General features: G+C 56.7%; 13 protein-coding genes. 6 read left to right on the plus strand and 7 right to left on the minus strand.

The window, feature by feature from the left end; all coding sequences use genetic code 11:
- Positions 1 to 10: 10 nt before the first annotated feature.
- The gene (gene manA / locus DEU53_RS03750; RefSeq protein WP_110866064.1) at positions 11 to 1,186 is read right to left on the minus strand and encodes a mannose-6-phosphate isomerase; all 1,176 of its coding nucleotides are present in this window, start codon (positions 1,184 to 1,186) and stop codon (positions 11 to 13) included.
- Between the two features lie 197 nt (positions 1,187 to 1,383).
- On the opposite strand from manA, the gene fumC reads away from it, so the two are divergent.
- Positions 1,384 to 2,781: a class II fumarate hydratase gene (gene fumC, locus DEU53_RS03755; protein ID WP_101764505.1), complete on the plus strand. Its 1,398-nt coding sequence runs from the start codon at positions 1,384 to 1,386 to the stop codon at positions 2,779 to 2,781.
- Between the two features lie 89 nt (positions 2,782 to 2,870).
- Here fumC and DEU53_RS03760 read toward each other — a convergent pair whose 3' ends face one another.
- The 4 genes from DEU53_RS03760 to tus form a co-directional block, all read right to left on the minus strand.
- Entirely contained in the window at positions 2,871 to 3,515 is a 645-nt protein-coding gene (locus tag DEU53_RS03760) for an anti-sigma factor domain-containing protein (RefSeq protein WP_110866065.1), read from the minus strand.
- Positions 3,512 to 4,066: a sigma-70 family RNA polymerase sigma factor gene (locus DEU53_RS03765; RefSeq protein WP_110866066.1), complete on the minus strand. Its 555-nt coding sequence runs from the start codon at positions 4,064 to 4,066 to the stop codon at positions 3,512 to 3,514. The genes DEU53_RS03760 and DEU53_RS03765 overlap by 4 nt, the downstream gene beginning before the upstream one ends.
- A 43-nt stretch (positions 4,067 to 4,109) precedes the next feature.
- Positions 4,110 to 4,673, minus strand: a complete 564-nt coding sequence (locus DEU53_RS03770; protein WP_110866067.1) for a fasciclin domain-containing protein — start codon at positions 4,671 to 4,673, stop codon at positions 4,110 to 4,112.
- Positions 4,674 to 4,766: 93 nt separating this feature from the next.
- Positions 4,767 to 5,696: a DNA replication terminus site-binding protein gene (gene tus, locus DEU53_RS03775; protein ID WP_110866068.1), complete on the minus strand. Its 930-nt coding sequence runs from the start codon at positions 5,694 to 5,696 to the stop codon at positions 4,767 to 4,769.
- Between the two features lie 158 nt (positions 5,697 to 5,854).
- Here tus and DEU53_RS03780 point away from each other — a divergent pair, with 158 nt between their 5' ends.
- Together DEU53_RS03780 and DEU53_RS03785 are read left to right on the plus strand one after the other, a co-directional pair.
- Positions 5,855 to 7,054, plus strand: coding sequence for an MFS transporter (locus DEU53_RS03780; protein ID WP_110866069.1), 1,200 nt, complete (start codon positions 5,855 to 5,857; stop codon positions 7,052 to 7,054).
- A gap of 158 nt (positions 7,055 to 7,212) precedes the next feature.
- Positions 7,213 to 7,698 (plus strand): Rrf2 family transcriptional regulator, encoded by a 486-nt coding sequence (locus DEU53_RS03785; protein WP_008110154.1) that lies wholly within the window; start codon positions 7,213 to 7,215, stop codon positions 7,696 to 7,698.
- Between the two features lie 113 nt (positions 7,699 to 7,811).
- On the opposite strand, the gene oqxB is transcribed toward DEU53_RS03785, so the two are convergent.
- Positions 7,812 to 10,964 carry a multidrug efflux RND transporter permease subunit OqxB gene (oqxB, locus tag DEU53_RS03790; protein ID WP_110866070.1) on the minus strand — a complete coding sequence of 1,051 codons (3,153 nt, stop codon included), beginning with the start codon at positions 10,962 to 10,964 and terminating at the stop codon, positions 7,812 to 7,814.
- Between the two features lie 18 nt (positions 10,965 to 10,982).
- The gene (locus tag DEU53_RS03795; protein ID WP_101764498.1) at positions 10,983 to 12,137 is read right to left on the minus strand and encodes an efflux RND transporter periplasmic adaptor subunit; all 1,155 of its coding nucleotides are present in this window, start codon (positions 12,135 to 12,137) and stop codon (positions 10,983 to 10,985) included.
- 293 nt (positions 12,138 to 12,430) lie between these two features.
- Between DEU53_RS03795 and DEU53_RS03800 the strand changes: the two genes are divergently transcribed.
- The 3 genes from DEU53_RS03800 (at position 12,431) to DEU53_RS03810 (ending at position 13,574) form a co-directional block, all read left to right on the plus strand.
- Positions 12,431 to 12,778 (plus strand): helix-turn-helix domain-containing protein, encoded by a 348-nt coding sequence (locus DEU53_RS03800; RefSeq protein ID WP_008110158.1) that lies wholly within the window; start codon positions 12,431 to 12,433, stop codon positions 12,776 to 12,778.
- Positions 12,779 to 12,864: 86 nt separating this feature from the next.
- Positions 12,865 to 13,299, plus strand: coding sequence for a ribonuclease domain-containing protein (locus tag DEU53_RS03805; protein WP_110866071.1), 435 nt, complete (start codon positions 12,865 to 12,867; stop codon positions 13,297 to 13,299).
- Between the two features lie 2 nt (positions 13,300 to 13,301).
- Entirely contained in the window at positions 13,302 to 13,574 is a 273-nt protein-coding gene (locus DEU53_RS03810) for a barstar family protein (protein WP_110866072.1), read from the plus strand.

The raw sequence follows: 13,574 nt of genomic DNA on the forward strand, positions 1-13,574 counted from the left end.
CAGCCGGATCTCAGTTGAGCGTATTAAACACGCGCGCCAGACGTCCGGTGCCTGCCGCGTTGACCGGCGACTCATTGGCAGCGACAAAGCAGGATTCACCCGGCTTCAGCACCAGCTGTTGCCCGGACTTCTCAATTATCGCCTGACCTTCAATGCAGAACAGCAGGGCCGCGCTATTTTGTGCCAGCGCTTGCGGCGCAGCGGAAAGCCCATGAATGGCAAAGGCAAAGTCCTCTACCGGGATCGGGAAGTTCAGGGTTTCGCCGTCGCGCTGCGGCTGCGTCAGCAGCGTCGCGGCCGGTTTTGCCTGAAACTTCAGGTTAGCCAGCAGTTCCGGGATATCGATGAACTTCGGCGTCAGACCGGCGCGCAGCACGTTATCGGAGTTCGCCATCACTTCCAGCGCCACGCCTTTCAGATAGGCGTGCGGCGTTTCGGCAAACAGGAACATCGCTTCACCCGGCTGCAGGGTAATAACATTGAGCAGCAGCGGCGAAAACAGACCGCTGTCATCCGGATAATCGATGGCGATAGATTTGATGGTCTGCCACGGTTCGCCTTCACGCCCATTGAGCGCCGATTTCAGTACGCCGATGGCGCGCGATTTTGCCTCGTCTTGCAGCGACAGCAGCGTGGCGAACAGTTTGGCCAGATTGGCTTCGTTAGCGTTTTCGAGGAAATGGGCGATTTGCGGATGGGCACCGGCCACCGGTTCGAGCAGCGAGACAATCTCATGCAGCTCACGAAAACCGTTCATCGCCTGGAAGGGTGTCAGCGCATACACCAGCTCGGGCTTGTGATTAGCATCTTTATAGTTACGTTCGGCAGCGCTCAGCGGAATGCCCGCGGCATTTTCACGCGCAAAACCCTGTTCGGCAGCGGCTTTGCTGGGATGTACCTGAATCGACAGCGGCTGATCGGCGCACAGCACTTTAAACAGGAACGGCAGCTCGCCGAAACGTTCAGCCACCGCTTTGCCGAGCATGGCGACTTTGTCAGCATCAATTACTTCACGCAGCGAACGCACTTCGCCGTTGACCTCAACGGTAGACGGGCTTTTCGGGTGCGCGCCCATCCACAGTTCCGCCATCGGCAAACCTTGTGGATTTTCGATGCCATAGAGTTCGGTCAGCGCAGTTTTGCTGCCCCAGGCGTAATTTTGCAGCGAATTGTTCAATTTTTGCATCGTTTACCCTTAATAACCGTAAGTAAATAGGCTTATTAAAGCAGAAAGTGCCATAGAAAATACACGAACAAGTGCAATAAAGGCGATAGGCTCGCATAATGTTAAATTCTTGTATGTGACAATCTTGCTCGCTCAATGGCGTCGCGGGAAGGCGTTTAGAGCGGAAACCTCAAAATCTGAGCTAAGGAGACGTAGTCATGGCAGCCAATCGCATTGAAAAAGACTCAATGGGACCGATCGAAGTACCGGCAGATAAGTTGTGGGGCGCACAAACCCAGCGTTCGCTGGAACATTTCAAAATCTCAACCGAGAAAATGCCCGTGGCATTGGTGCATGCGCTGGCGCTGACCAAGCGCGCGGCGGCGCAGGTGAACCAGGATCTCGGCTTGCTTCCGGCCGACCGCGCTCAGGCGATTCTTAAGGCCGCCGACGAGGTGCTGGCCGATAAGCACAGCGAGGAGTTTCCGCTGGCAATTTGGCAGACCGGCTCCGGCACCCAGACCAACATGAACATGAATGAAGTGCTGGCCAACCGCGCCAGTGAAATTCTTGGCGGCGAGCGTGGCATGTCGCGTCTGGTGCACCCAAATGACGACGTGAATAAAAGCCAAAGCTCCAACGATGTGTTCCCCACCGCCATGCACGTGGCCGCGGTCATCGCCGTGCGGGAGCAGCTGATTCCGCAGATTCACGTGCTGAAAAAGACGCTGAGTGAAAAATCCGACGCCTTCAAAGATATCGTCAAGATTGGTCGTACCCACTTGCAGGATGCGACACCGCTGACGCTCGGTCAGGAGATCTCCGGCTGGGTAGCGATGCTTGAGCACAATCTCAAACATATTGAGAACAGTATTCCGCACGTAGCGGAGCTGGCGCTGGGCGGCACCGCGGTCGGGACCGGCCTGAATACCCATCCGGAATACGCGGTTCGCGTGGCTAAAGCGCTGGCCGATTTGACCAAACAGCCGTTTGTCACCGCGCCGAACAAGTTCGAGGCGCTGGCGACCTGCGATGCGCTGGTGCACGCGCACGGTGCGCTGAAAGGCCTGGCGGCTTCGCTGATGAAAATTGCCAACGACGTGCGCTGGCTGGCCTCAGGCCCGCGTTGCGGCATTGGCGAACTGGCCATCCCGGAAAATGAGCCAGGCAGCTCGATCATGCCAGGCAAAGTGAACCCCACGCAGTGCGAAGCGCTAACCATGCTGTGTTGTCAGGTGATGGGCAACGACGTGGCGGTGAACATTGGCGGCGCGTCCGGCAACTTTGAGCTCAACGTATTCCGTCCGATGGTGATCCACAACTTCCTGCAATCGGTGCGTCTGCTAGCCGACGGCATGGACAGCTTCAATCACCACTGCGCGATCGGCATTGAACCGGTACGCGAGCGCATCGATCAGCTGCTGAATGAATCGCTGATGCTTGTGACCGCGCTGAATACCCATATCGGCTACGACAAAGCGGCGGAAATTGCCAAGAAAGCCCATAAAGAAGGCCTGACGCTGAAAGGCTCAGCGCTGAAGCTGGGCTATCTGACCGAAGAGCAGTTCGATGAGTGGGTGCGTCCGGAAGAAATGGTTGGCAGCATGAAGCAGTAAACCGCTGTTAAAAACTGGCAGACGTAGCACCCTCGTAGCGGCGCAATTGATTGCGCGATAAATCGCGCCGCTACGGATTGTGCGGTGATTTATAGCTGCCCGCTATACAACACCGGACCGGTTGGCTGGCCGGTTGGCGAGCCGCCGCGCGGTTCAAGGCTGATGGCAATGATGCCTGAGCGGGAAATCGTGCTATTTAACGCAACATCCGTTGCCTTCTGATTATCCAACAAACCCAATGAAATCGGCGCTTTGCCTGGCGGAATCAGCCACAGCTGCAAACTGTTGTTATCGGCGATGGTCACAGGATGTAACGGCGTCAGGCTCAGCTGCGCCAGTTTGCTGTCCGCGCTGACCACCCATTGCTGTCGATGCTGGGCGTCGTTCAGTACCGTCAACGGCGTTAACGTCGGCTGCTGCAGGAAAAGTGAGGCGAGCAGGGCGAACGCCGCGACACTGGCAGCCGCCAGCCAGCCCGCATAATGGCGTTTGGGTTGAATGACGCGTTGCTCGGGCAAACTCAATGTAATCTTTTTCCACACCTTTTCCGGTGGCGTGACGGGCGCAAGCTGATTATCCAGGCCCGCCAGCAGGGCTTGCCAGCGCGCAACGTTAGCCGCGAGCGCGGGCTCGTTTCGCAACCTGCGTGCAAAGCGCAAACGCGCCAGCCCACTCAAGGTGCCCAGCGCATACTCAGCTGATAAGGCCTCATCGCGTTGTAATTTATCGTTCATAGGCCCACACACTCCCGCAGATGCTCCAGCGCGCGGCGAATCCAGCTTTTTACCGAGCCAACCGGCTGTTGCAGCCAGGCGGCAATATCACTGTGGGACATCCCCTGATAATAGGCGAGCGTGATGCTTTGCTGCTGTTCGCTGCTCAGATGGCCAATGCAGTGTCGCAGGCGATCGGCTTGTGCCGGATCGTGCCAGTTATTCTGTTCGTCTTCGCTGGTGATTGGTAGCAGGTCGCTAAACTCTTCTGCCTCCAGCGTCAGGCGCGCCTGTCCGCTGCGTAACCCGTCAATGCAGCGATTGCGCACAATGTGCGTCATCCACGTCATCGGCGCGCTCAGGGCGGCATCGTATGAAGCGGCGCGGTTCCAGATGGTGAGGTAGCAATCGTGCAGCACCTCTTCCGCCCAACCTTGCTGACGCAGCATGCGCAGGGCAAGGGCGAAAAGATGCGGCGACGTAAGTCGATACAGTTGCTCAAACGCGCGGCGATCGCCTTTCGCGATCGCCGGCAATAAGTTATCTAACCGTTCTGCAAGCCTGTTATCCATCATCTTCCCGGTTGGCTAAAATGCCCAATCCGAGTATAGGCAATTACTTAGGCATCAAGACGGTATCAATCACATCAATCACACCATTTTTCTGATTGACGTCATAAGTGCTGATATTCACCACATTGCCTTGACCATCTTTCAGCTGAATATTGTGCGGGCCATTATTCATAATCCACAACGGTTGGCCGTTGACGGTTTTCAGCTCGGCATGTCCGCCACCTTGCTTAATTTTTTTCTCCAGCGCTTTCATGTCGTATTTACCGGCCACCACATGGTAAGTGAGGATGCTGGTCAGCGTGGCTTTGTTTTCGGGTTTCACCAGATTGTCCACGGTGCCCGCCGGCAGTTTGGCGAAGGCGGCATTGGTCGGTGCAAACACCGTGAACGGACCTTTGCCTTCGAGGGTTTCCACCAGACCAGCGGCTTTCACCGCCGCCACCAGCGTGGTGTGATCTTTGGAGTTCAGCGCGTTTTCAACGATGTTCTTTTGCGGATACATCGCTGCGCCGCCGACCATCACGGAGTCATCATTCATGGCGGCAAATGCACCTGCGGTGAACAGTAAAGTGCTGGATACGACTGCAATGCTCATTAGCTTTTTCATCATAAATCCTCGTAGTAGGGAGCGAAGAAGTTGCTCACACTCTGATATACGAGGGCAGCCTGCGAATTGGATGCAGCGATTTAAAAATAAATTTTACGCCAGCCGATCGCTCCACAAATGCAGGCGCGGAATGATCAGATGCAGCGGCTCGGCCAGCGGTTTATGACGCCAGGCAACGTTATCGGCATCGTAGTTCAGCAGTTCTCCCAGAGTCGGCACCTGCGTGCGATCGCGGCACAGCACCAGCAGCGGAGAAGGGCAGGCAAGCTGCACCTGTTTCTTCTCATTGGCGCGCCATACGCGGGCAATCGGCTGCACCTTCACCGGACGCTTGATTTTTAGCTTCGCACCGGCCGGCAACGCGAGGATCGCTTCCAGCTCTTGCTGCACTTTCTCCGCCCACTGTTCCCGCGTCCACGGTGCCTGCGCGCGATTGGCTTTCAGGCTGCGTTCCAGCTGTTCTACCACCGCATCACGCGTGACGTTTTTGATGATGTTTTTATTCGCCCAGCCAAAGCGCAAACTGTCCGGCGCGTTGAGCAGCGTGACGCTACGGTAGGCGTTAAGCGTAATTAACCCGCGCAGATGCTGGTGGACGAACTCAAAGCGCGCCTCGCTCGGCAAGCCCGACTCCACGGTGATCAGCTGTTCCAGCCGCTGCTTCAAAGTATTAATCTTGGCAACCTGCTGCGTAATCTGCGCATGCACATCGCCGTCGGCTTCAATGCAAATCGCGCCCGGCAAGCGCACGGCGGCTTTGGTGCTGAGCTTTTCCGATTGATGCTGCATAAACAGGCGGCAGTAATGCATTAGCGCCATGTCGCGTGCCGTTTTACCAAGATGCTGCGTCACCGCGATGCGTTCAATTTCATCATGTTCGCGGCCTTTCTCGATTTCCGGCAGACTAAACACGCGCGCAATCAACAGCGGTTGCTGCTCAATGTGTTGACGTAACGCGCCCAATCCTGTCTCCAGCGCGTTAACGCATTCGTGCAGATCGGCAACCAAATCATAACGAGCCATAAAATGCCCTCCCATAGTTACAACATACTTTTAGTGTACTGGCTTGGGCGCCGGTCTGCCAGCATTGCGCAAGGATTTTGTTAAGCAGGGAAACGTGGGATTTTTCAAGCTGGATGAACGTGTTATAACAATGCTTTGCCTGCTAACGGAATAATGTTGTGAAGCCTCAGCCAGAGCCACCTGCCGCCGCCATAGTTACGCTTGGCGTAGTACAAATCCTGTCGTGGGGCGGATCCTTCTATCTTATGGCGGTGATGGCCAATCCGATCGTGGCGGAAACCGGCTGGTCGCAACAATGGGTGTATGGCGCGCTATCGCTCGGCATGCTGATTTCCGGTTTGCTGGCGCCGCTGAGCGGGCGTCTGATTTCCCGCTCCTATGGCCGTGCATTGCTGGCGGCGAGCGGGGCGGTGATGGCGATCGGTCTGGTGATCATGGGATTGAGCCACAATCTGCCGCTGTTTCTGTTTGGCTGGCTGATTATCGGCGTAGGTATGGCTATGGGCCTGTACGATGCGCTGTTTGCCACGCTCGGCACGCTCTATGGCGGCCAGGCACGCGGCGCGATAACCGGTATTACGCTGATTTCTGGCTTCTGTACCACTATCGTGTGGCCGGGCACCGCGCTGCTGATTCACTGGCTGGATTGGCGTAACGCCTGTTTTGCCATCGCCGGATTGTTATGTGTTTCAGTGTTGCCCGCCTATCTCTACGCGCTACCCGCGCCAGAAGCGAAAATCGCCGCCGCCAAAGCAAAACCGACCGCGCAAGGCAACGAACTGGCACCCACACTGTTTTGGCTGCTGTGCAGCATTTTCACGCTCGCATCGGTGATCATGACGGCGATTTCGGTGCAGCTGATCACCTTGCTGCAGGCCAGCGGTCACACGCTGGCGTCGGCGTTGGCCATCAGTGCGATTCTCGGTCCGTGTCAGGTGGCATCGCGCATCGTGGATATCGCCTTTAAGCGCGGTCACCCGATCTGGACCACCTTTTTCTCGGTGGGATTGGTGGCGCTTGGCTTGCTGCTGCTGGCGTGTTACCCGCAGTTTGCGGTGCTCAGCATGGTGCTATACGGTGCCGGAAATGGTTTGCGTGCCATTGTGCGGGGAACTTTACCGCTGGTGATGGTCAAACCAGAGGCCTACGCGATTGTGGTAGGGCGCATGGCGCGTCCCGCCTTAATTGGTCAGGCCTTGACGCCGCTGGTTGGTGGCTATGTGTTTCAGCACCTCGGTGCCAGCGCCACGCTGTGGTTGTTATGCGTTCTGGCGTTGATTAACGTGCTGTTGGTCGCGCTTTTGCAGCAGAAATTGCCGCAGGCCAGCCCACAGTCGGAAAGGGGAGTGATAAACTAAGCAGCCTGTGCGCTTCTGCCCGATTAAATGGGGAATACGTGCCTGGATCACGGGCGTTGACTTCTAAAAAGCAACAGTGTTTGTTATATTTATTGCTCATTGATTACTCACTGTCGCGGCATAAAAACAACAAGATAACCGCAACTCAGGATATTGAAATGCTTGATTACCGCTTCCCGACAGCTTTGCAGATGGTTTTGAGCGTAGCGATGGCGGAGCAACTGGGCAAACGCTCGACCAGTGCCATATTGGCGTATGGTCTTGAAGCGAACCCCAGTTTCATTCGGAAACTTATGGTTCCGCTCACGCGTGACGGCATCATCGTCTCAACGCTCGGCCGCACCGGTTCCATTCATCTGGGTCGCCCGGCCGCCGAAATCACACTGCGCGACATTTATACTTCTGTGATTGAAGATAAAAAACTCTGGGCGTCACGTCCCGACGTGGCACCGCGTTGTCTGGTCAGTGCCAACCTGTGTTGGTATTTCAAATCGATTGCTGAAGAGGCTGAAGAAGCGTCGCTGAAAGTGCTGGAAACCCGCACCGTAGCGGACGCGCTGGCCGAACTGAAGCATAACGACACCAGCAACTGCGAAGAGTTGCCCGATCTCGAACTCGCCGACCTGTGTAAAAAAGGCCGCTAAAACCACTCTCATCCGTAAGGGCGTCATTCATGACGCCCTTTTTTATTGCCTCAATCTGCACGCAAAAAAAATCCGGGCACATCGGCCCGGATTGTTCATTTCACCTAAAACCCTTACACAGTTTGCACTTCCGCCTGTGGTTGCTTGCGCGTCACCAGCTTACGCAGCGTCACATAGAACACCGGCGTCAGGAACAGCCCAAACAGCGTCACGCCCAACATGCCGGAGAACACGGTAATCCCGGTTACGCCGCGCACTTCTGCGCCTGCACCTTCACCAAGGATCAGCGGAATAGTACCGGCGATAAAGGCAATCGAGGTCATAACGATCGGACGCAGACGCAGACGACAGGCTTCCAGCGCTGCATCGACAATGCTCTTGCCCTGCATCTCCAGCTCGCGCGCAAACTCGACGATAAGAATCGCGTTCTTACACGCCAGTCCCATCAGCACTACCAGCCCAACCTGCACAAACACGTTGTTATCGCCACCGGTCAGCCACACGCCGACCAGCGCCGAGAGCATGGTTACCGGCACAATCAGGATCACCGCTAGCGGCAGCGTCCAGCTTTCATACAGCGCCGCCAGCACCAGGAATGCGAGTAAAACCGCGACCGGGAAGACGATCAGCGCGGTATTGCCCTGCGTTGATTGCTGATAGCTCAGGTCGGTCCATTCAATGTTCATGCCGTTCGGCAGCACCTGCGTCGACATCTCCTCCAGCTTCTGCATCGCCTGCGCCGAAGAGAGCACGCGCGGATCGGCATCACCAATCAGGTCCGCCGCCGGATAGCCGTTATAGCGAATCACCGGATCCGGGCCATATGTAGTGGTGATATTCACCATGCTGCCAATCGGCACCATTTCGCCGCGATCGTTGCGGGTACGCAGATTGCCGATATCCTGCACGCTATCGCGGAAATCGCCGTCCGCCTGCGCCATCACGCGCCAGGTGCGACCAAACTTATTGAAATCGTTGACGTACGACGATCCGAGATAGGTTTGCAGCGTGCTGAACAGTTCGGTCAGCGACACGCCTTGCGCTTTGGCTTTATCCCGATCCACCTGCACATCCAGCTGCGGCACGTTAGCCTGGTAGGATGAAATCGGGAACATCATGCCCGGCGTCTGCAACACCGCACCGGTCATGGTGTTGATGGCGGTTTGCAGCGCACCGTAACCGAGCCCCGCGCGATCCTGCACATACAGCGAATAACCCGAACCTTGTCCCAGACCTAAAATCGGCGGTGGCATAATCGAGAAGCCAAAACCTTGCTGGATTTTCGAGATCTTAGCGTTGATCTCAGCATTAATTTCCGCGGCGGTGCGCGTACGTTCACTGAACGGCTTCAGACCGAAGAACACCGTGCCGGTATTCGGCGTGTTGGTGAACTGCAACGCGTTCAAACCGGGGAAGGCGACCGAATAAGCCACGCCTTCGGTGTTCATGCCGATCTCGCTCATCTTGCGAATCACTTCATCGGTACGCGCCAGCGACGAACCTTCCGGCATCTTCACGCCGCCAATCAGGTAGAGCTTGTCCTGCGTCGGAATAAAGCCGCCCGGCACGGTATGGAACATAAAGCCCGCACCGGCCAGCAGCAGCACGTAGACGCCGAACACCGCGCCACGACGACGCAAGGTTTTACCCACCAGCGATTCATAGCCATCCGAACTGCGCTGGAAGAAGCGGTTGAACGGACGGAACAGCCAGCCGAGCAGGCGATCGATAATGCGCGTCGGCATATCCTTTGCGGCATCATGTGGCTTCAGCAGCAGCGCCGCCAGCGCCGGTGACAGCGTCAGCGAGTTGATGGCGGAGATCACCGTTGAAATGGCAATCGTCACCGCAAACTGCTTATAGAATTGACCTGTCACGCCGGACAGGAACGCCATCGGCACGAACACCGCACACAGCACCAGCGCGATGGCGATAATCGGCCCGGACACTTCCCGCATCGCCTGATGCGCAGCCGCCGTCGGCGACAAGCCTTGCTCGATATTACGTTCGACGTTCTCCACCACGACAATGGCGTCATCCACCACGATACCGATCGCCAACACCAGCCCAAACAAACTTAAGGTATTGAGCGAGAAGCCGAGCAGATAAAGGATGCTGAAGGTACCGACCACCGAAACCGGCACCGCCAGTAGCGGGATAATCGAGGCGCGCCAGGTTTGCAGGAACAGAATCACCACCAGCACCACCAGCACAATCGCTTCGAACAGCGTTTGCACCACGGCACGGATCGAGTCACGCACGAATACCGTTGGGTCGTACGGCGCGGCCCACTGCACATCGTCCGGGAAACGGGTGGCCAGTTCGGCCATTTTGTCGCGCACCGCATTTGACAGATCGATGGCGTTGGCGCCTGGCGCCTGGAAGATACCGATACCCACCGCATCTTTGTTGTTGAGCTGTGAACGCAGCGCGTAGCTGCCGGAACCCATCTCGATGCGCGCCACGTCACGCAGGCGCACCAGCGTGCCGTCGTCAGCGGTTTTCAGAATGATGTTGCCGAACTGCTCTTCGCTCTCAAGACGACCCTGGGTGTTGATCGACAGCAGAAAATCGCTCTGTTTCTTCAGCGGCTCCGCGCCAAGCTGGCCGGCAGAAACCTGCACGTTCTGCTCCTGCATCGCGCTGACCACATCGGAGGCGGTCAAGCCACGTGCCGCCACCTTATTGGGATCGAGCCAGACGCGCATTGCGTATTCACCGGCACCGAAGATCTGAATCTGACCGACGCCTGGCAGGCGCGCCAGTTCATCCTTCACCTTCAGGGTGGCGTAGTTACGCAGATAGAGGGAATCGTACTTGCCGTGCGGCGAGAACATGTGCACCACCAGCGTCAGCGTCGGCGACATCTTCTGCGTGGTGAGGCCGAGTTGGCGCACCTCTTCCGGCAGACGCGCTTCAGCCTGCGCCACGCGGTTCTGCACCTGAACCTGCGCCTGATCCGGATCGGTGCCCGGACGGAAGGTCACGGTGGTGACCAGCACGCCATCGGAACCCGCCACGGATTTCATGTACATCATGTTTTCTACCCCGTTGATGGCTTCTTCCAGTGGCGTCGCCACAGAATCTGCAATCACTTTGGGGTTGGCACCGGGATATTCCGCGCGCACCTGCACGCTCGGTGGCACCACGTTGGGATATTCACTGATCGGCAGCAGCGGAATGGCGATCAGTCCGGTGGTAAAGATCAAAATCGACAGCACCGCGGCGAAAATCGGTCGGTCGATAAAAAAGCGGGAGAAATCCATAAAAGGCAGTCTCGAAGGTTATTGAGCGGAGCGCATCGCCACCGGTTGGGCGTTCACCGGCATGCCAGGCATAAAGACTTTCTGCAAGCCGTTAACGATCACCTTGTCGCCGGGCTTCAGGCCTTGCTGCACAATACGCAGACCATCGGCTAACTCGCCGGCCTGAATATCGCGGCGCTGGGCTTTACCTTGCGCATCGACCACATAAACGTATTTACGATCCTGATCGGTGAGCACGGCTTTATCATCAATCAACAGGGCGGTGAAGTCGGCGCGGCCCGGCAAGCGCACGCGCGCAAACAGGCCCGGTGTGAACTGACGCTGCTGATTATCCAGCGAGGCGCGCATGCGGATGGTGCCGGTGCTGGCGGTCAGCTGGTTATCGAGGAAATCCACGGTGCCGCGATGCGGAAAACCCTCTTCGCCGGTCAGCGCTACTTCTACCGGCAGCGACCCGCGATTTTCGCCTTTACGCGCCATCGCCTGATAATGCAGATAGGTGGCTTCATCGACGTCGAAGTAGACGTACATACGATCCTGCGATACCAACGTGGTCAGCACGCTGGCGCTGTCACCGGCGGTCACTAAGTTGCCGGTGGTGATCATCGCGCGGCTGGCGCGACCTTCAATCGGCGCGGTAACGCGGGTGAAATCAAGATTCAGCTGCGCCATATCCACCGCCGCCTGTGCTGACAGCACGCTGGCCTGCGCCTGATTAGCCGCCGAGCGACGCTGTTCCCACTCTTCGCGTGACACGACATTGGTGCCGATCAGTTTATCGGTACGCGCCGATTCACTGCGGGCCAGCGTAGCCTGGCTGCGCGCGTTGGCGAGTTCGGCCTGCGCCTGCTCGAGCGTGGCGCGGTAGGTGCGATCGTCAATGGTGAACAGCACCTGACCTTTTTTCACCTCATCGCCTTCGCGATAATTAACCTGATCGATATAGCCCGAAACGCGCGGACGCAGCTGCACGCTCTGCACCGCTTCGAAACGGCCGTTAAAGCTATCCCATTGGCTGACTTTCTGCTCTACCACCTGCGCGACACTTACTTCGGGCGGTGGCGGCGGGGCGTTTTGCGCCACACCGCGATCGCAACCGGCCAGCAGGCTTCCCAGCAACATCACTCCTGACAGGCTTACCGCCCATTGAACCCTGTACGTTTGCAGATGCATTGTTGTTATTCCGCTTTGGTGAAAATGAAAGGAGACGTACGAAAAATCTGCAACTTTTATGATTGCATTAAAACGCCACGAGTGTAGGCTTGCTCAAACTGCATCTGCAAGAATATCTGATACACTTTATGTGCGGTTTTGATCATTACGTTGCAGAAGGATCAAAGCCCCTACGCGCAGTGCGGCATTTAATGCAATAATAAAACTTGCATTAACTGGCATAGTCGTTCAACCTTAAAGTGTAATTGCAACTGATACTGATACTGTTCGCAACGGCGACCGGAGAAAACGAGATGATGACCACCGCATTTATTCACGATTTGATTGACTGGATTGACAACAATATTGAAACGCGTCTGGATCTGGATACCGTAGCGGGGCGCGCCGGTTATTCGAAATGGCACCTGCAGCGTATGTTCAAAGAGCACACGGGTTTGCCTCTGGGCGAATACATTCGTGAGAAGAAGCTGAAGAAGTCAGCGGATCGCTTGACCACCAGCAATGAACCGATTCTTAACGTGGCGATTTCACTCGGTTTCGACTCGCAGCAGTCGTTTAACCGCAGCTTTAAACGCCAGTATGGCGTAGCGCCGGGAGCATGGCGTCGTCACGCCGCGCCATCCGCCAGCGCGATGCAGTAAACCCCGCCAGGGCCAGCTCTGCTGGCCCGCGTTTTTCCCTGCCCTAAATCTGTTATTATCGTCGTCCTGTTTTTCAGGATGCCACCATGTCAAAAAAACTCTGGATTGCCTTAATTCTGATCCTGGCCGCGTTGTGGCTCGGGCTAAAACCGCGTTTGTCCGATAAATGGGCCACCAGCCACCCCGATATTTCGCAGCTCACCGATGCCAACACCGTGGCGCGTTGGCTGCAGCAGCATCACACATTACCCGATCTCTATCTCACCAAAAATGAAGCGCGTCGTCAGGGCTGGAATCCCAGCAAGGGCAACTTGTGTGAAGTGTTGCCGGGCCGCGCGATTGGTGGCGATCGCTTTAGCAACCGCGAAAGAAGGCTGCCGATGCAGGCGGGCAGGCAATGGTATGAAGCTGACGTGAATTACGATTGCGGCCACCGCGATGCCGATCGTCTACTTTACTCTTCCGATGGGCTGATTTTCCTCACCACCGATCACTATCGCAGCTTCAAACAGGTGCCTTAACCATGTTGACGCTCCATTTTGACTTTGAAAACTTATCGGATCGTCAGGCGTTTTACCGCGCGCTGGTGCAGCAGAGTGCCTGCCCAGTGGATTTCGGTAACAATCTTGATGCGCTGTGGGATTGGCTGACCGGCGGCATGGCGCTGCCGGCCACCTTCTATTTAGCGCATGCCGATGACGCCAGCGAGAGTGCAGAATTCGCGCCGGTGCTGGCGTTACTGGAAGAGGCGCAGCAGCAGTTAGAAGGCGAGCTGCGCCTGGTGCGTGGAGAATAA

The organism is Pantoea sp. AG1095, from assembly GCF_003208415.1.
Classification (GTDB): domain Bacteria; phylum Pseudomonadota; class Gammaproteobacteria; order Enterobacterales; family Enterobacteriaceae; genus Pantoea; species Pantoea leporis.

Bases quoted from the DNA above. Each gene is read 5' to 3' on its own strand.
- manA (WP_110866064.1), bottom strand. From the start codon at position 1,186: ATGCAAAAATTGAACAATTCGCTGCAAAATTACGCCTGGGGCAGCAAA.
- fumC (WP_101764505.1), top strand. From the start codon at position 1,384: ATGGCAGCCAATCGCATTGAAAAAGACTCAATGGGACCGATCGAAGTA.
- DEU53_RS03760 (WP_110866065.1), bottom strand. From the start codon at position 3,515: ATGAACGATAAATTACAACGCGATGAGGCCTTATCAGCTGAGTATGCG.
- DEU53_RS03765 (WP_110866066.1), bottom strand. From the start codon at position 4,066: ATGGATAACAGGCTTGCAGAACGGTTAGATAACTTATTGCCGGCGATC.
- DEU53_RS03770 (WP_110866067.1), bottom strand. From the start codon at position 4,673: ATGAAAAAGCTAATGAGCATTGCAGTCGTATCCAGCACTTTACTGTTC.
- tus (WP_110866068.1), bottom strand. From the start codon at position 5,696: ATGGCTCGTTATGATTTGGTTGCCGATCTGCACGAATGCGTTAACGCG.
- DEU53_RS03785 (WP_008110154.1), top strand. From the start codon at position 7,213: ATGCTTGATTACCGCTTCCCGACAGCTTTGCAGATGGTTTTGAGCGTA.
- oqxB (WP_110866070.1), bottom strand. From the start codon at position 10,964: ATGGATTTCTCCCGCTTTTTTATCGACCGACCGATTTTCGCCGCGGTG.
- DEU53_RS03795 (WP_101764498.1), bottom strand. From the start codon at position 12,137: ATGCATCTGCAAACGTACAGGGTTCAATGGGCGGTAAGCCTGTCAGGA.
- DEU53_RS03800 (WP_008110158.1), top strand. From the start codon at position 12,431: ATGATGACCACCGCATTTATTCACGATTTGATTGACTGGATTGACAAC.
- DEU53_RS03805 (WP_110866071.1), top strand. From the start codon at position 12,865: ATGTCAAAAAAACTCTGGATTGCCTTAATTCTGATCCTGGCCGCGTTG.
- DEU53_RS03810 (WP_110866072.1), top strand. From the start codon at position 13,302: ATGTTGACGCTCCATTTTGACTTTGAAAACTTATCGGATCGTCAGGCG.